Origin of the sequence: Streptomyces johnsoniae (assembly GCF_031845565.1) — a bacterium.
Taxonomy (GTDB): Bacteria; Actinomycetota; Actinomycetes; order Streptomycetales; family Streptomycetaceae; genus Streptomyces; species Streptomyces johnsoniae.
In genome coordinates this window covers 1-16,547 of record NZ_JAVREV010000026.1, presented here as the reverse complement: position 1 = coordinate 16,547, position 16,547 = coordinate 1, and the positions used below count along the sequence as shown (strand labels likewise).

Annotated in this window: 16 protein-coding genes; 13 read left to right on the top strand and 3 right to left on the bottom strand. The window is 73.8% G+C overall.

Going from position 1 to position 16,547, the window contains the following annotated elements; all coding sequences use genetic code 11:
* Positions 1–65 precede the first annotated feature (65 nt).
* Positions 66–710 (top strand): alpha/beta hydrolase family protein, encoded by a 645-nt coding sequence (locus tag RM779_RS31670; protein ID WP_311621236.1) that lies wholly within the window; start codon positions 66–68, stop codon positions 708–710.
* Positions 711–951: 241 nt separating this feature from the next.
* Here RM779_RS31670 and RM779_RS31665 read toward each other — a convergent pair whose 3' ends face one another.
* Complete coding sequence (locus RM779_RS31665) at positions 952–3,102, bottom strand: hypothetical protein (RefSeq protein ID WP_394813440.1); 2,151 nt, start codon at positions 3,100–3,102, stop codon at positions 952–954.
* A 202-nt stretch (positions 3,103–3,304) separates the two neighbouring features.
* On the opposite strand from RM779_RS31665, the gene proB reads away from it, so the two are divergent.
* The 5 genes from proB (at position 3,305) to RM779_RS31640 (ending at position 8,412) form a co-directional block, all read left to right on the top strand.
* Positions 3,305–4,543 carry a glutamate 5-kinase gene (proB, locus tag RM779_RS31660; protein WP_311621235.1) on the top strand — a complete coding sequence of 413 codons (1,239 nt, stop codon included), beginning with the start codon at positions 3,305–3,307 and terminating at the stop codon, positions 4,541–4,543.
* Between the two features lie 193 nt (positions 4,544–4,736).
* Positions 4,737–5,135 carry a hypothetical protein gene (locus RM779_RS31655; protein WP_394813439.1) on the top strand — a complete coding sequence of 133 codons (399 nt, stop codon included), beginning with the start codon at positions 4,737–4,739 and terminating at the stop codon, positions 5,133–5,135.
* A gap of 29 nt (positions 5,136–5,164) precedes the next feature.
* On the top strand, positions 5,165–6,463 hold the full coding sequence (locus tag RM779_RS31650) for a glutamate-5-semialdehyde dehydrogenase (RefSeq protein ID WP_311621234.1): 1,299 nt from the start codon (positions 5,165–5,167) through the stop codon (positions 6,461–6,463).
* Between the two features lie 49 nt (positions 6,464–6,512).
* The gene (locus tag RM779_RS31645; RefSeq protein WP_311621233.1) at positions 6,513–7,145 is read left to right on the top strand and encodes an SCO2584 family spore wall biosynthesis protein; all 633 of its coding nucleotides are present in this window, start codon (positions 6,513–6,515) and stop codon (positions 7,143–7,145) included.
* 175 nt (positions 7,146–7,320) lie between these two features.
* Entirely contained in the window at positions 7,321–8,412 is a 1,092-nt protein-coding gene (locus RM779_RS31640) for an SCO2583 family membrane protein (RefSeq protein WP_311621232.1), read from the top strand.
* On the opposite strand, the gene RM779_RS31635 is transcribed toward RM779_RS31640, so the two are convergent.
* Complete coding sequence (locus tag RM779_RS31635) at positions 8,378–9,556, bottom strand: M48 family metallopeptidase (protein ID WP_311621265.1); 1,179 nt, start codon at positions 9,554–9,556, stop codon at positions 8,378–8,380. The genes RM779_RS31640 and RM779_RS31635 overlap by 35 nt on opposite strands.
* A gap of 228 nt (positions 9,557–9,784) precedes the next feature.
* Between RM779_RS31635 and RM779_RS31630 the strand changes: the two genes are divergently transcribed.
* From RM779_RS31630 to RM779_RS31610, 5 genes are all read left to right on the top strand, one after another.
* A complete protein-coding gene (locus RM779_RS31630; RefSeq protein WP_311621231.1) occupies positions 9,785–9,943 on the top strand; it encodes a hypothetical protein in 159 nt (52 codons plus the stop codon).
* Between the two features lie 7 nt (positions 9,944–9,950).
* Positions 9,951–10,574, top strand: a complete 624-nt coding sequence (gene nadD / locus RM779_RS31625; RefSeq protein ID WP_077061410.1) for a nicotinate-nucleotide adenylyltransferase — start codon at positions 9,951–9,953, stop codon at positions 10,572–10,574.
* A gap of 21 nt (positions 10,575–10,595) precedes the next feature.
* Entirely contained in the window at positions 10,596–12,431 is a 1,836-nt protein-coding gene (locus RM779_RS31620; protein WP_311621230.1) for an LCP family protein, read from the top strand.
* A 75-nt stretch (positions 12,432–12,506) separates the two neighbouring features.
* Entirely contained in the window at positions 12,507–12,953 is a 447-nt protein-coding gene (gene rsfS, locus RM779_RS31615; RefSeq protein WP_311621229.1) for a ribosome silencing factor, read from the top strand.
* Positions 12,950–13,594 (top strand): histidine phosphatase family protein, encoded by a 645-nt coding sequence (locus tag RM779_RS31610; protein ID WP_077061412.1) that lies wholly within the window; start codon positions 12,950–12,952, stop codon positions 13,592–13,594. The genes rsfS and RM779_RS31610 overlap by 4 nt, the downstream gene beginning before the upstream one ends.
* 58 nt (positions 13,595–13,652) lie before the next feature.
* Here the strand turns inward: RM779_RS31610 and RM779_RS31605 are convergent, their stop codons facing one another.
* Positions 13,653–14,537, bottom strand: a complete 885-nt coding sequence (locus tag RM779_RS31605) for a helix-turn-helix transcriptional regulator (RefSeq protein WP_311621264.1) — start codon at positions 14,535–14,537, stop codon at positions 13,653–13,655.
* 108 nt (positions 14,538–14,645) lie between these two features.
* Between RM779_RS31605 and RM779_RS31600 the strand changes: the two genes are divergently transcribed.
* On the top strand, positions 14,646–16,103 hold the full coding sequence (locus RM779_RS31600; RefSeq protein ID WP_311621228.1) for an MFS transporter: 1,458 nt from the start codon (positions 14,646–14,648) through the stop codon (positions 16,101–16,103).
* 182 nt (positions 16,104–16,285) lie between these two features.
* Positions 16,286–16,519 carry a hypothetical protein gene (locus tag RM779_RS31595; protein ID WP_049575784.1) on the top strand — a complete coding sequence of 78 codons (234 nt, stop codon included), beginning with the start codon at positions 16,286–16,288 and terminating at the stop codon, positions 16,517–16,519.
* Positions 16,520–16,547: the final 28 nt, after the last annotated feature.

Here is a 16,547-nt window from a genome sequence, read left to right as displayed (position 1 = left end):
AACGGGAGGTGACGCCGGGGTGTCCCGTGGGGGAGCGGCGGCCGGGCGGGCGCAGACTTGGGCGCATGAGCCGCACTGTGGACACCCCCGTCGGTCAGGCCCGCATCACCTGGCACACGGCCGCGGACGCGCGTGCCGTCCTCGCCCTCGGCCACGGCGCGGGCGGCGGCATCGAGGCGCCGGACCTGCGGGCGCTGGCCGACGCCCTGCCCGCGTTCGGCGTCACCGTCGCGCTGGTCGAGCAGCCCTGGCGAGTGGCGGGCAAGAAGGTCGCCCCGGCCCCGCGGACCCTGGACACCGCCTGGACCGCGCTGTGGCCCGCCCTGACGCGGCCGGGCCTGCCGGTCGTCGCGGGCGGGCGCAGCGCGGGCGCCCGGGTCGCCTGCCGCACGGCGCTCGGAGCCGGCGCGCGCGCCGTGCTGGCGTTGTCGTTCCCGCTGCATCCGCCGGGGAAGCCGGAACGGTCCAGGGCCGGCGAGCTGACCGGCGCGGGCGTTCCGGTGCTGGTGGTGCAGGGCGGCCGGGACCCGTTCGGCAGGCCCGCCGAGTTCCCGGCCGGTACCGAGATCATCGAAGTGCCCGACGCCGATCACGGGTTCGCCGTGCCGAAGCGGGCGGCAGTGTCACAGCAGGAGGCGCTCGCGGCGGCCGTCGCCCGTATCGCCGGATGGCTGGAACCACGGCCGGGCGGAGTCCTGGCGGAAGGCTGATCTCGCGCCGGACCCTAGGCCCTGTCCTGCCGATCTTGCCGGGCCCACGACTCCCCCAGACTCCGTCCGGGAGGTGCCCCCAGCTACGGCACTCCCCCAGCCTGGCGGCCTCCCAGGCCCCCAAGGGCCTGGGGGAGCACCGCATCTGGGGGCACCTCCCTGGGGGCACCTCCCAGACGAAGTCTGGGGGAGGAGCCTGGGGGAGCCGCGGGCTGATCCGACAAGATCGGCAGGACAGGACCTAGCGGGACGCGGGGTGGCCGGTCGATCGCGGTATCGGCAGCTCCGTCCCGCCGCCCGCGAGACGCGCCTGCCGTGCCCTGCGGGCGTCCGCGGCGGCGCACAGGGCGTGCACCGCCTGCTGGAACCGCACCCGCGAGGACGGCTGGGACGGCCCGAGCAGGTACTCCTTCAGCCTGGTCCGCTCCGCCGCGAACGCGTCCTGGGCCGGGTCGAGCACGCCGTCGAGCAGCGCGGGGATGCCGTGCGCGTCGGGGCCGAGGACGGTGGCCGCGCGGGTCGTCGGGTTCGCGGCGTGGAAGTCCGCCTCGCTCAGACCGCTGGTGTTGACCACCGCGTACGGCTTGGTGCTGGCCAGGTAGTCCGCGACGACGCTGGAGACGTCCGAGATCAGCAGGTCCGCCTGGTTGAAGCAGCTGTAGATGTCCGGCCGGGAACCGGTGAGGATCAGGTGCGCACGCGCGGGCTGCGCGGCCCAGAACGCGGTCCGCCACGCCTCGGTCGCCGCCGCCACCGCCTCGGCCCGGCCGGGCGGCGGTGCGGTCTGCCGGATCATGCGCTCCACCTCGTCCGCGCCCGGCCGGAACGCGCGCGCCGTCAGCTCGTTCAGCTCCGCGGTCCGGCGCGCCAGCTCGGCCGCGAGCGGCGCGCGCGCCGCTCGCGGGGGCGTGCCGCGCGTGCCGCGCCCCGTGGGCACGGTCACCGCGCCCCGCTCGGCGTCCGCCGGGCGGCGGGGCGTCGCGTTCGCCCGCGCGATGAGTGCGCGGATGCGGGCGTCGGCCTCGCCGGCGCGGGGGTTGACGGTGCCCGTCATCGGGTGCGGCTTGTACAGCAGCCGGACCCGGGGATCGGCGAGCAGGGCCCGCACGATGTTCTCGCCGGCCAGCAGTACCGAGGTGTTGCCCGGCGCGTCCGTCCAGCCCTCCCACGTCGGCGCGTACAGCACGCTGACAGGACCCGCCGGGTCGGGCGGCCCGGCGTACGGCCGGATCGGCGCCAGCTGCGGCCGCCCGACCTCGACCACGTCCCGGTCGTCGACGCCGACGTCGGCCAGCGCGTACCGCTTGCGCGCGGCGGGCCCGGCGACCCACACCTGGTCGTACACCTTGGCGTAGGGATTGCAGCTGGACAGCTTGTCGCTCTCGCCGTGGTTGGTGAAGGCGTGCTTGATGGACGGAACGCGCAGGATCTGCGAGGTCTTCGGCGCGTTGGCGGGGTGCAGCAGCATCTTCAGCGAGGACTGTTCGAGCAGCATCAGGTGCGCGACGCGGGGCAGGCACACGATCGGTACGTCGGTGGCGGCGATCTGCTGCACCATGCCGCGTTCGCGCAGCACCACCACCGCGTTCCCGTCGAGGGCGGCCAGCGTGGAGAGCCACATGTTCGCCTGGTAGGCGGTGCCGTTCCCGCCGGAGAAGTAGATCCCGACCTCGGGCCGGTACTCCGCCAGCCAGTCGCGGAACCAGGCGAGCATGCGCTGCTCGTCCGGCGGCCGCTTCCCCGGCAGGAGCCACGTCGCCAGGTACGCGGCCGAGCCCGCGAACAGCGCGAGGGACACCCCGACGCCGAGCAGCCCCCACCCGGCGCTGTCGGTCAGCACGGTGGCCATCAGCCCGGTGGTGCCCGGCACCGCGAACAGCGGCATCCGGCGGCCCGGCCTGATCAGTGGCCGCGGCGGGGCGGGGGACAGGCGCAGGGCGCTGGTGTCGATGTTGCGGGTGACGATCGGCAGCGTTCGGGTCCTGCGGACCACGACGCCGAGCGCCCGGCAGGCGAAGTGCGCCGCGTAGCAGGCGAGGAGGCCGCCGACGAGCACCAGCCGCGGCACGGTGTCGATCCCCGAGAGGTGCGCGAGACCGATCACGATCAGCAGGTCCCGCAGCAGTTGTCTGACCGCCTCGTCACCGTGCAGCCGCGTCATGACGGTGAGGAGGCCGGGCTGCCAGTGGCGCAGGCTGAGGTCGAGCGCGAGGCCGCCGGCCGTGGCGGCGCACAGCAGCGGCCCGTTCGGCAGCAGGGCGCCGATGAACTGGAGGATGAAGAGGCACAGCAGGGCGGCGAGCGCGAACCATGGCGCGCCGCGGCGGGGCGACGGTCCTGCGGGCACAGTGAGGCTCCGGTTGAGGGTGGTGATCTTCTGGGGATGTATCACCCGGCATACGGATATGTGCTTGCTCGATACCGAGCGTAGGCCGGGGCGGCGGGCGCGGCAATTCGCCGCGGGCGCCGGGAGATGCGAGGGCGCGGGGCGCTCGTGGGGCGCTTATATGAGCGCGCGGTTGTTCACGCGGGTGGCATACATTACGGACGGCAGTCCGGTAGCGCCGGGAACGAACGAACGCAGGGGTAGCCCAGTGAGCGACGCGAGCGCGGCCGCCGGGCCGCAGGGGGCGGGGCGGTCGGAGCGGTCGCCGCGGGTGCGGAGAAGCGAGCCGGACGGTGCTGCGAGCGACGCGAGCGCGGCCGCCGGGCCGCGGGGGGCGGGGCGGCGGGAGGTTGCCGAGGCTCGCAGGGTCGTCGTCAAGATCGGTTCATCCTCGCTGACCACCGCGGCCGGCGGGCTGGACGCCGACCGGGTGGACGCACTCGTCGATGTGCTGGTGAAACAGGACGGGAGGCAGATCGTACTGGTTTCTTCCGGTGCGATCGCGGCAGGTCTCGCCCCGCTGGGTCTGTCGCGCCGCCCCGCGGACCTGGCGCGGCAGCAGGCCGCGGCCAGCGTTGGGCAGGGGCTGCTGCTCGCCCGTTACACCGCCTCGTTCGCGCGCTACGGCCGCCGCGTCGGGCAGGTCCTGCTGACGTCGGACGACACCAGCCGCCGCGCGCACTACCGCAACGCCTACCGCACGCTTGACCAGCTGTTCGCCATGGGCGTGTTCCCCGTGGTCAACGAGAACGACACGGTGGCCACCGACGAGATCAGGTTCGGCGACAACGACCGGCTGGCGGCCCTGGTGGCGCACCTGGTGCGCGCCGATCTGCTGGTGCTGCTCTCCGATGTGGACGGGCTGTACGACGGCGACCCGTCCCGGCCGGGAACGCGGCGGATCGCGCAGGTCGCGGGGCCGCAGGACCTGGCCGGTGTGGAGCTGGGCCGGGCGGGGCGCGCGGGCGTCGGCACGGGCGGCATGGCCACCAAGGTGGAGGCCGCCGCGATCGCCACGGGCGCCGGCATCCCGGTGGTGCTCGCGTCCGCGAGCCAGGCCGCGGACGCCCTCTCGGGCGCGTCCACCGGCACGTTCTTCCGCTCCACCGGGCGCCGTTCGGCGGGCCGTCTGCTGTGGCTGGCGCACGCCTCCGCGCCGCGCGGGGCGGTCGTGCTGGACGCGGGTGCGGTGCGGGCGATCACGGAGCGCGGGAGTTCGCTGCTGCCCGCGGGGATCACCGGCGTCGAGGGCGATTTCGCCGCGGGGGAGCCGATCGAGCTGCGCGACGAGTCGGGCCGGGCCGTCGCCCGCGGACTGGTCAACTTCGACGCGAGGGAGATCCCGCAGCTGATCGGGCGTTCCACTCGCGAACTCGCTCGCGAGCTCGGCCCGGCATACGAAAGAGAAGTCGTACATCGCGATGACCTGGTTCTGTTGCGGGCATAACTCCCTCGGTGGGGGCGCGTACCCGTGCGGGCGGCCGGTCCGGTGCCGGATCTGTGAAAGACCAGTCTTTCCACGGAAGGTTCCGGGAAACGGCCACGTCCGGGCACGCGAGCTGGTCCACTCTTGCGTGGTGCCGCGCCACACCACACCGCACCACACCGCACCACTTCAGCACCATGTCAGGAGGCTGCCGGTGAGACGACTGGCCAGCGTCGGGGAAGCACAGCGACGGGAGGGGGCAGGGGCCGACGAGCCGCGGCTGTGGCACATCACGCTCAGCGTCGCGGGGCAGGAGGCGCCGCTGCCGGATGTCCGGCGCGGCCTTGAGCGCCTCGCCGACGACCACCCCTTCCTGCTGACCAGCCGCTACGCGAGCGACCACGCCGAGATCCGGTACTGGGAGGAGGCCCGGGACCTCCACGACGCCGCCGCCGTCGCGCTGCGGCTGTGGGGCGAGCACCGGCGCACGGCGAAACTGCCGCCGTGGGAGATCGTCGGTCTTGAGGTCATCGGCCGGGAGACGTACCACCAGCGCGTCGCCGAGGGCTACGGTCCGCCGCCGGCCGTTCCGGTGGGCGTGCACCCGTTCTGAAGCGCCCCGGCTGCGGCTAGGCTTCCGGCATGAGTGACACCGCGGATTCGAACGGTACCTCTCCCGTCATCGCCACCGCCCGCCGCGCCAGGGCGGCCGCGGCCGAGCTGGCCCCGCTGCCGCGCACGGCGCGGGACGCCGCGCTGGAGGCGGTCGCCGGGGCACTCACCGACCGCGCGGCCGAGATCGTCGAGGCCAACGCGGAGGACATCGAGCGGGCGCGCGCCGCCGGTACCTCGGACGCGATCGTGGACCGGCTCACGCTCACGCCGCAGCGGATCGCCGCCATCGCGGCGGACGTGCGCGATGTCGTCGCCCTGCCGGACCCGGTCGGGGAGGTGGTGCGCGGCTCGACCCTGCCGAACGGCCTGGAGCTGCGGCAGGTCCGCGTGCCGCTCGGTGTCGTCGGGATCATCTACGAGGCCAGGCCCAATGTGACGGTCGACGCCGCCGCGCTGTGCCTGAAGTCGGGGAACGCGGTGCTGCTGCGCGGTTCGTCGTCCGCGTACTCCTCCAACGAGGCGCTGGTCGGCGTGCTGCGGGACGCGGTGGAGTCGGCGGGACTGCCCGCGGACGCCGTGCAGTTGGTGCCGGGCGAGAGCCGGGAGTCGGTGCACGAGCTGATGCGGGCCAGGGGCCTGGTGGACGTGCTGATTCCGCGCGGCGGCGCCTCGTTGATCCAGACCGTGGTGCGGGAGTCGACCGTGCCGGTGATCGAGACCGGCGTGGGCAACTGCCACGTGTACATCGACGAGCTGGCCGACCTGGACATGGCCGTGGACATCCTGGTCAACTCCAAGGCCCAGCGGCCCAGCGTGTGCAACGCGGCGGAGACGGTCCTCGTGCACGCGGGGATCGCCGACCGCTTCCTGCCCAGGGCGCTGGCCGCGCTCGGCGAGGCGGGCGTGACGGTGCACGGCGACGAGGCGTGGCAGAAGGCGGGGCAGAACGCGGGCCGGGGCCCGGGCGCCGAGGTCGTGCCCGCCACCGACGCGGACTGGGAGACGGAGTACCTCAGCTACGACATCGCCGCCGCGGTCGTGCCCTCGCTCGACGCGGCCGTGACGCACATCCGCCGCTGGACCTCGGGCCACACGGAGGCGATCGTCACGCGCGATACGGCCGCGGCCCGGCGCTTCGTGTCGCTGATGGACTCCACGGCGGTCATGGTCAACGCGTCGACCCGCTTCACCGACGGCGGGCAGTTCGGCTTCGGTGCCGAGATCGGGATCTCGACGCAGAAGCTGCACGCCCGCGGCCCGATGGGGCTGCCGGAGCTCACCTCAACCACGTACGTGGTGACGGGAGACGGTCACACCCGGGAGTGAATTTCGGACGGCCCTCCCGTTGCGGGCACATTCCTTCTAGGCTGGATGTGTGCCGGACGACGTGGGGGGCCCGCCGTTTCGCGACGGCGACGGGCCCAACAGCGCAGACCGCGGGGCAGCCGACGAGGCGTTCGCCGCCGTGGTCCTCGACGACGACTTCGTCGAGGCCGCGAAGATACACGAGCCGACCGCGGCCGAGCGGATTCTGTACGCGGCGATGGAGCGCGCCGAGGCGGAGGCCGCCTCGGAGCTGGGCTTCTACCGGGACCCCGACCTCGACCCGGGCACGTCGGACGGGCTGCCGGGGTTCGACGGCGGGGACGATCCGGACGACGAGGGGCGGTTCGACCGTTCCGACTACACGCGGTATCTGCCCGCTGAGGACGACGAGGATGATCTGGCATACGGCACCTGCGCCGGGTACGCACGGTACGGGGACGGGCCCGGCCGCGGCGAGGGGATACGCGGGCCGCGCGGGCGCGAGGCGCTGCCGCCGGCCTGGCGTCCGGCCCGCTGGCAGCGGCCCGTTGCGTGTGTGCTGGCCATGGTCATGGGCATCAGCGTCATCGCCTTCGCCCTCATAGCCGTCCAGCGCGCGGGGCAGGCGCAGACCAGGGACACCGAGCGCGACGAAGGGGAACAGACGGTCGTCGACGCCGATTACCCCGACGCCGGGTCCTGACCGGCTCCTGAGCCGGGTCCTGACCGGCTCCTGAGCCGGGTCCTGAACGGTGCGTTCGCGCGCGGTCCGCGCGCGGCCCGTACGCCGGTGCCCGCGGCACGTGCGCGCGGCCGGTCGTCAAATTCCGCGGCCGCGAGGGCTTCTTACCTCCCGGCGGGCGACCTACGCTTGAAGCGTGGCCGGGCGAACTGATCCTCCGGACGGCACCCCCGGGGGTGCCCCGGGAGCCGGGGACGGAGACTACCCATCGACCGTCTTCGACGAGTCGTTCGTCAAGGCTGCCCGATTGCAGGAGTATTCGGCCCAGCAGCGGCTGGAGGACCACACCACCGCGGTGCGCAGCCGCACCCCCGAGCCCGTGCCCGGCAGCGGCCGGGTGGTGCCGAAGCAGGGCATCGTCCTGGCCCTGATCATTCTGATGGCCTTCGCCGCCGCGATCTACCTCGGCGCCAACAACCCGTACGCCGCGCGTCCCGTCGTGCCGGCCGACCGCCCCGCCGCGGCGATGGTGGCGCTGGCCCCCGAGGGCGAAGTGCCCGCCGTCGCCGATCCGGCGAACCTGTACGTGGGCACTCCGGCGGAGGGCTTCGGTGCCGGGGCCGGCGGCGTCGGGCTGCCCGACCCGCGGCCCACGGACAACTTTTCGCAGGAGCAGGTCCTGACCGCCCTGACGCTGGCCAAGGAGTACGTGGTGGCCAGTGCGATGACGCCCAACGTGCTGGCCGGGACGACGACCGTGCCGGTGCGCGATCTGCTCGGCGCCGAGCAGCAGGAGCAGTTCGACAGCGCGCTGAACGACCGGGAGCCGGTGCCGGGCGGCATCACGGACTGGCTGGTGCTCTTCGACGCGGCCGAGGCGGTGCTGGTCGACCACCAGGTGCGGGTGGACGGCGCGTTCACGTTCACGGAGATCTCCGAGGACGTGCTCCAGGTCGACGGCCGGCACGTCTTCGTCTACGCGCTGCGCCCGGCGGGCGTGGCCGAGGCACCGGTCGCGCTGTTCACCGTTCAGCGGGATCTGCGGCTCCAGTTCGGCGAGGAGGAGCTGCGGGACCGCACGCTCGTGCTGCGCCGGGCCGACACCCTGGCCGGGCCGATGGACTGCGCCGCCGACGCCTCGGCCGCGCTGCGCCCGCTGCTCGCGGGCGAGAGCGCCGAGCAGCGGGCGTCCGAGGGCACCGACCCGTACGACCTCGACGGCGAACGCGCGGCGCTGTGCGGCACGTTCGCCGTCAGCGGCCTGCCGAGCCATCCGGCGGGTCACTAGGCCCCTGCTCCTTCGGTCCCTGCGGGTCCGCGGGGCCCTGACCCTCGGCGCGTCCCGGTTCGCCTGAGCCCGGTTCGCCGCGGCCCTCCGCGGTGTCCCTTGGGCCCCTGGCGGCGTCGCGGGCGGAGCGCGCCGCGCCGGTGGCGAAGTTCCGCAGCCGCCCGCCCAGCTCACCGGCGCCGCCCGCCACGTCGTTGACGAGCTTGACCAGCGGGTCCTTGCCGGTGCGCACCCGCTGTGCGTAGTGCCCTGCCGACTCCCGCACGGAGTCGCTGACCGAGGCACCGCCGTCCTCGTCGCGGCGCGGGTAGTGGCCGTCCATGATCCGCTGGTAGTCGCGTCCGGCGGCCCAGGCGCGCAGCTCGGCGGCGCGCACGACGGCGAACGGGTGGCTGCGCGGCAGCACGTTGAGGATCTTCAGCACCGAGTCGCGCAGGTCGCCGCCCGCCTCGTACTCGTCGGCCTGTTCGAGGAAGGCGTCGACGTTCATCTCGTGCAGGTGGTTGCCCCCGGCCAGCTTCATCAGGCCGCGCACCGACGCCTGCGGGTCCTGTCCGACGATGAGCCCGGCACGGTCGGCGGACAACTCGGACTTGCGGAACCACTCGCGGAGCGCGGTGACGATGGCCATGATCGCCAGGTTGCCCAGAGGTATCCAGGCGACGCGCACCGCCATGTTCGTCAGGAACAGCAGCAGCGTGCGGTAGACGGCGTGGCCGGACAGCGCGTGCCCGACCTCGTGGCCGATGACCGCCCGCATCTCCGCCTCGTCGAGCAGCTCCACCAGGCCCGTGGTCAGCACGATGATCGGCTGGTCGAGGCCGATGCACATGGCGTTCGGCCGGGGGTCCTGCGTGACGTACATCGCCGGGACCCGGTCGAGGTCGAGGACGTAGGCGGCGTCCAGCAGCAGCTCGTGCAGCTGCGCGAACTGCCGCTCGCTCACGCGCACCGAGTCCGACAGGAAGAGCAGCCGGAGGCTGCGCTCCGGCAGCATGCCGCTGAGCGCCTTGAACACCGCGTCGAAGCCGGTCAGCTTGCGCAGCGCCACCAGGGCGGAACGGTCGGCCGGGTGCTCGTAGGCGCGGGAGGATATCCCGGGGAAGCGCCGCCGTTCCGCGCCCGCGCCCGTTCCCGTGCCCATTCCCTCGCCCGTTCCCCCGCCGTTTCCGCCGTGGCCGGTCCTGTCGGCGCGCTCGGCGCTGTCGGCGCTGTCGGCATTGTCCGTCATGGGGCCCCCTCGTCCGCTTCCGGGCTGTGCGTTGCCCCTCACTGCACCGCACGGGAGCGATGGGGGCAAGAGGCCATGGCATAGTCCTCCGCATACGATGACAGTGAGTCCAAGCAGTCCCGTTCCCGGATAGGTCCGCGTATGACGCAGCTCACCACTTCTCCCGCCGCCTCCGCCGTGCGCACCCTCGCGGAGGAGGGGGGCCACGAGAGCCTGAACGCCTACGCCATCGGCGGCGGTGCACTCGCCGCCCTGCTCCTGCTCCTGTGGATCACCACGCGGCTCAACCGCGACCGCTAGGCCGGCCATGCAGGAGCCGATAGGGCCCGCGAAGCGGCGGCTCGGTGTGATGGGCGGTACCTTCGACCCCGTTCACCACGGACACCTGGTCGCCGCGAGCGAGGTGGCGGCGCGCTTCCACCTCGACGAGGTGATCTTCGTGCCGACCGGCCAGCCGTGGCAGAAGGGCCACCGTGCCGTCTCCCCGGCCGAGGACCGGTACCTGATGACGGTCATCGCGACGGCGTCCAACCCGCAGTTCTCCGTCAGCAGGATCGACATCGACCGCGGAGGGAAGACGTACACGATCGACACGCTGCGCGAGCTGCGGGCCGAACACGCCGACGCCGACCTGTTCTTCATCACCGGTGCCGACGCGCTCGGCCAGATCCTGGGCTGGCGCGACGCCGGAGAGCTGTTCTCCCTGGCGCACTTCATCGGCGTGACCCGCCCCGGGCACGCGCTCGCCGACCCCGGCCTGCCGGGCGGCGGCGTGTCGCTGGTGGAGGTGCCCGCGCTCGCCATCTCCTCCACCGACTGCCGGGAGCGAGTCGCCCGCGGCGACCCCGTCTGGTATCTGGTGCCGGACGGGGTGGTGCGCTACATCAACAAGCGGGCGCTGTACCGGGACCTCGCGGGGCCTGAGCGCTGAACGGACTGAAGGGCGGCAGTGGTGAACGACCGACACGATCCGTACGGTCAGCCCTACGGCTATGACGAGTACGGGCGCCCGCTGTACCGGACCGCTCAGCAACAGCCGCCCGCCCCGCGGGAATACGACTACGGAACGGGGGAGCAGCCCCCCGTCTGGGACACCGGCAACCAGGCGCCGCAGAGCCCGCACGCCCCGGTCTCGGGGGAGTACGACTACGGCACCGGCCAGCAGCCCCCGGTGTGGGACGGCTACCAGGGCGGCGGCTACGAAGGCTACGGCGGGTACGAAGGCTACGGCCGCCCGCAGGACACCGGCCCGCAGCCCCCCGTCACCGAGACGTTCGACTACGGCCGCGACCAGGCCCACGGCCGCGACCAGGCCCACGGCCGCGACCAGGCCCACGGCCACGACCAGACTTACGGCCACGACCAGACTTACGGCCAGGGCTGGGCGGGGGTGCCCGGGCACCACCACGACGGCGGCACCGGCGAGCAGCCGCCGGTGCCCCCGGCCGCGCCGGGACCGCCGCCCGCGGTGGACGAGCCGCCCGCCGCGGCCGTTCCGCAGCAGCGCAGGCCGCCGGCCGACGACTTCGGGGGGGCGGACTACGGGACCGAGCAGTTCGCGTTCGTCGACGAGCAGGACGACGACTCCGAGGACGTCATCGACTGGCTGAAGTTCAGCGAGAGCCGCACCGAGCGCCGCGAGGAGGCCAAGCGCCGCGGGCGCAGCAGGCGGCGGCTGCTGATCATCGTGCTGGTCCTCGCCGTGCTCGGCGGCACCGCGTTCCTGTGGGCCACCGACCGGCTGCCCGGCGTGCCGGGGCCCGACAGCGGCGACGAGGCGACGGCCGGGGCGGAGGTCCGCGACGTGATCGTCGTCCACCTGCGGCAGACGGACTCCGACGAAACGGCGACGGCCCTGCTCGTCGCGAACGAGACCGCCGGAACGGGCACCACCCTGCTGCTGCCCAACGAGCTGGCCGTCACCCCGGACGGCGGGGCCACGACGCTCGGCCAGGCCGTCACCGAGGAGGCCGCCGGCTCCGTTCGCGACTCCCTCGGCACCCTGCTCGGCGCCGACATCAAGGGCACCTGGCGCCTCGACACCCCCTACCTGGAGATCCTGGTCGACCTGGTCGGCGGCATCACCGTCACCACGGACACCGAGGTGCCCGGCGGCGAGGAGGACGAGGGCCCCCTCGTCGAGCAGGGCGAGGACGTGCTGATGGACGGCAGGGACGCCATCGCCTACGCCTCCCACCGCGGCGACGGCGAGCCGCAGACCGCCCAGCTGGCCCGCTTCGGCCAGGTGCTGCACGCCGTGCTGCTGAAGCTGCCGAGCGACGAGAGTGGCGCCACGCAGGTGGTGGAGAGCCTCACCCAGATCACCGACCCGTCGCTGACCGAGGAGGAGCTGGGCATCAGCCTCGCCCGGCTCGCGGGCTACGCGCAGGACGGCGGCCACGGCACCGAGTCGCTGCCCGTCGAGAGCGGCGGCACCATCAGCGACGAGACCGCGGACGGCCTGGTCGCGGACGTGCTGGGCGGCACCGTCAGCAACACGGAGGCCGGCGCCGTGCCGCGCATCGGCATCAGGGACGCCAGCGGCAGCGAGGACGCCGCGGAGACCGCCAGGATCGCGCTGGTCAACGGCGGGTTCACGGTCGCCGACAGCCGCCCGGGGAACGAGCAGGCCGCCGAGTCGAGCGTGACGTACGCCGACGAGGCCCATCAGGCGACCGCGCTCGAAGTGGCCGCGACCCTCGGCCTGCCGGAAGACGTCGTCACTCAGGGTGACGCCGCGGGAAATGCCGATGTGACGATCGTCCTGGGCGGGGATTATGGACAGTGACCGTCAGTGCGCCGTGAGACCCTGGCTTCAACAGCAGGGGCCGACGCCCGCGACACCGAGGAGACTGCCGCACCTGTGACCGCCACGGACCGCGCCACCGAGCTGGTCGAGGCCGCCGCCCAGGCCGCCGCCGACAAGCTCGCGCACGACATCATCGCGTACGACGTCAGCGACGTGCTGGCCATCACCGACGCCTTCCTGCTCGCCTCCGCACCCAACGACCGGCAGGTCAAGTCGATCGTCGACGGCATCGAGGAGCGACTGCTCAAGACCTTCGGCACCAAGCCCGTCCGCCGGGAGGGCGAGCGGGAGGGCCGTTGGGTCCTGCTCGACTACGTCGACATCGTCGTCCACGTGCAGCACGCCGAGGAGCGCGTCTTCTACGCCCTGGAGCGGCTGTGGAAGGACTGCCCGGCGATCCCCCTGCCCGAGGACGCCGCGGCCACCCGGGGCAGGGCCGCCGAGCACGCGCAGCAGGAGCGCGCGGCCGAGGCGGGCGTGCGGGGCGGTGAGGACAGCTGAGCGCCCCGGGGACGCGGCGCATCGTGCTCTGGCGGCACGGACAGACCGCGTGGAATCTGGAGCGGCGCTTCCAGGGCACCACGGACGTGGACCTGACGGAGACGGGCCGCGCGCAGGCGAAGCGTTCCGCACGGCTGCTCGCCTCCCTCACACCGCACAGCATCATCAGCTCCGACCTGCGGCGCACCCGGGACACGGCGGCCGAGCTCGCCGCCGTCACCGGGCTGGAGGTCACCTACGACGAGGCGCTGCGCGAGACCTACGCCGGTGCCTGGCAGGGCCTGACGCACGACGAGATCATGGCCAGGTTCGGCGAGCAGTACGCGGCCTGGAAGCGCGGCGAGGCGGTCAGGCGCGGCGGCGGTGAGCTGGAGACCGAGGTCGCCGACCGGGCGGCCCCGCTGGTCGAGCGCGCCGCGGAGAAGCTGCCGTCCGGCGGGGTGCTCGTGGTGGTCAGCCACGGCGGCACGATCCGCACCACGATCGGCCGGCTGCTCGGCCTGCCGTCGCCGAGCTGGGAGGCGCTGGGCGGGCTGTCCAACTGCGCCTGGTCCGTGCTCGGCGAGGGTGTGCGCGGCTGGCGGCTCATGGAGCACAATGCGGGCTCCCTGCCGGAGCCGGTCCTCGGCGACGACGTCTGACGGACGTCGGTCGCGCGGCCGCCTGCCCGGCGCCGCCTCAGGACCGGCGGGCGCCGCTTCAGGACCGGCGGGCGCGGTCGCTCAGCGTCCCGATGTGCCGCCGGCTCTCCTCGTCCGCCGGCACGTACACGACCATGCGGGCCTCCGGTATCCCGTTGATCGACATGGACTCCGACCGCAGCCTGATGTGGCCCACCAACGGGTGGCGGAACGTCTTCAGCCGCGGCCCGGGCGGCACCACGTCGCCGCTCGCCCACAGACCGGCGAACTCCGCGCTTTTCTCGCACAGTTGCCGCAGGAAGCGTTCCCACGCGGGCTCGCCGACATGATTGCCGTAGGCCGCGCGGAGCGTGGCCACCATGATCTTCAGCTCGCTGTCCCGGAAGACCAGCGGGCAGTCCTCCAGGCGGCCCGCGAACAGGCTCCACAGCGCGTTCGGCCCGCCGCCCGGCCGCACCGGGGCCCCCGGCCCGCCCGGCCCGCCGAGGAACACGGCGGCGTACGCGACGTTCTGCCCCAGCACGTCGTAGCGCGCGTTGTAGACCACGGCAGGCAGTGGGACCAGCGCGTCCAGCACCGTCTGCACGTCCGCCCCGACCGCCGCCGCGTCCGTGTCGTCGCCGTGGCCCCCGGCGAACGGCACCTCCGCCAGGTGGAACAGGTGCTCCCGTTCGGCCGCGTCCAGGCGCAGCGTGCGCGCCACCGCGTCGAGCACCTGGGCGCTCGCGTTGATCCGGCGCCCCTGCTCCAGCCACGTGTACCACGTGACCCCCACCCCCGCGAGCTGGGCGACCTCCTCGCGCCGCAGCCCCGGCGTGCGCCGCCGCACCCCCGGCGGCAGCCCGACATCGGCGGGCGTGATCCGGGCCCGCCTGCTGCGCAGGAAGGCGGCCAGCGCCGGCCGCCGGCGCTCCGCCGCCGGCCCACGAGCCACTGTCGACATGGTCACGTCCCCCAGCCTGCCGCCGCCCGGCCGTCATCGCCAGTTGCTGTCACTACCAGTATCAACGGGCTCTCGTTACCGGTATCAGGGGCGGCGCACGCTGACGCCATGACCACCACATCGACAGCGCCCGCCCCCGCAGGCCAGGCAACCGGCGGCCAACGTCCGGAACGCCGCGGCCTGTTGCTCGCGACCATCCTCGCCGGACAGTTCATGGCCCTGCTCGACGTCTTCATCGTCAACGTTGCCGCGCCCGGCCTGCGGGCCGACCTGAACGCCTCGGACGCCGCCGTTCAACTCGTCGTCGCCGGCTACACCATCGCCTACGCGGTGCTGCTCATCACCGGCGCGCGGCTCGGCGGCCGGTACGGCCCCGGACGGCTCCACCTCGCCGGGCTCGCCGTGTTCACCGCCGCCTCGCTCGCCTGCGGCCTCGCCCCCGGCAGCGGGTCGCTCATCGCGTTCCGCCTCGCCCAGGGCGCCGGGGCGGCGCTGATGCTGCCGCAAGTGCTCAGCCTGATCCAGCGCACCTTCCACGGGCAGGAACGGACCAGGGCGCTGACGCTGTTCGCCGCCGTGCTCGCCACCGGCGCCGTGGCCGGGCAGGTCGCGGGCGGCGTCCTGATCAACGCCGACCTGTTCGGCCTCGGCTGGCGGCCGATCTTCCTGCTCAACGTGCCCATCGGCCTGGTGCTGCTGGCCGTCGGCCTGTGGGCCGTGCCGCTCCGCCGCCCCGGTGGCACGGACCGCGCCCGCGGCCTCGACCTGCCGGGCCTCGCGCTGCTCACCGCCGCGGTGCTCGCCCTCACGGTGCCGCTCGTGCTCGGCCAGGAGCGGGACTGGCCCGCGTGGTGCCTGCTCTCCCTCGCCCTCGGCGCGGTGTTGACCGGGCTGTTCGCCCGGTACGAGACGCTCATCGCGCGCCGCGGCGGCGCCCCGCTGATCTCCCCGCGGGTTTTGACCAGCCCCGGGGTCGTCGTGGCCGCCACCCGGATCTTCCTCGCCATGGCCGTCAACGGCGCGGTGCTGTTCACGCTCTCCCTGCACTTCCAGGGGCCGCCGTCGCAGGGCGGCCTCGGGTACGGCGCGCTGCGCACCGGGCTGCTGTTCGTGCCGACGGCCCTCGCGTTCGGCGCGGCCTCCCTGCTGTGGCGCGCGTTCCCCGCGCGCCTGCACGCCGCACTCCCCGCCACCGGCTTCCTGCTCTCGGCGGCCGGACTGCTGTGGACCGGCCTGCTGCTGCGGAACGGGGACAGCGGCGGCGCGCTGCTGCCGATGGCGTTCGCGCTGAACGGCTGCGGTCTCGCGTTCGCCTACGGCCCGACCCTGACCCGCGCGCTCGGCCTGGTGGCGCCCGCGGACGCGGCGGACGCCAGCGGGGTGACGGCGATGGCCACCCAGCTCGGCATGCTCGTCGGCATCGCGGCCGTCGGCACCCTGTTCCTGAACCGGGCCGAAGCCACCGGTTCCACGGCGCAGGGCGTCTGGGCCGCGTCGGCCGTGCTCGCCGTGACCGGAGTGACCGGAGCGGCAGCAGGCGCGGTACGCCGCCCGCGGGGGCGCTGAGCCGGGTGTATCGATCCCGTCTCTCTTGGTGCGGGGACGGGATCGCAAGGCTTATCGGGCAGTCGCTGACGTGGCAGAATCGTCAGGGCGCCGGAGCTGGACCACCGGCGCATGTCGCCCGGCTCGACGGAGGGGTTCGCCTCGTGTGCACGGCCCGCAACCGAGGGTGGAGCTGATACGGCGTGGGTGCACACAGCAGGAAGTGCGACTGGTGCGGAGCCGGCACCCCGATCGTCCGCGACCTCCAGCCGGTCAACGTCGCCTACCAGTACTGGTGCGTGGAGTGCGCGCGGGCCCTGATCATCAAGGGCGACCCGATCGAGGTCTACCGCGAGCTGGAAGGCGAGCCGATCTACGGCCGCCTCCTCGACGAGCACTGCGCGCTGAAGCGCTTCTACTCCTTCGCCAGCGTCTGACCCCCCTCCACCCACCCCCCGCCCACCC

Coding starts and splice junctions, on each gene's coding strand:
- RM779_RS31670 (WP_311621236.1), top strand. CDS start 66: ATGAGCCGCACTGTGGACACCCCCGTCGGTCAGGCCCGCATCACCTGG.
- RM779_RS31650 (WP_311621234.1), top strand. CDS start 5,165: ATGAGTGACACCGCGGATTCGAACGGTACCTCTCCCGTCATCGCCACC.
- RM779_RS31635 (WP_311621265.1), bottom strand. CDS start 9,556: ATGGGCACGGGAACGGGCGCGGGCGCGGAACGGCGGCGCTTCCCCGGG.
- RM779_RS31630 (WP_311621231.1), top strand. CDS start 9,785: ATGACGCAGCTCACCACTTCTCCCGCCGCCTCCGCCGTGCGCACCCTC.
- nadD (WP_077061410.1), top strand. CDS start 9,951: ATGCAGGAGCCGATAGGGCCCGCGAAGCGGCGGCTCGGTGTGATGGGC.
- RM779_RS31605 (WP_311621264.1), bottom strand. CDS start 14,537: ATGTCGACAGTGGCTCGTGGGCCGGCGGCGGAGCGCCGGCGGCCGGCG.
- RM779_RS31600 (WP_311621228.1), top strand. CDS start 14,646: ATGACCACCACATCGACAGCGCCCGCCCCCGCAGGCCAGGCAACCGGC.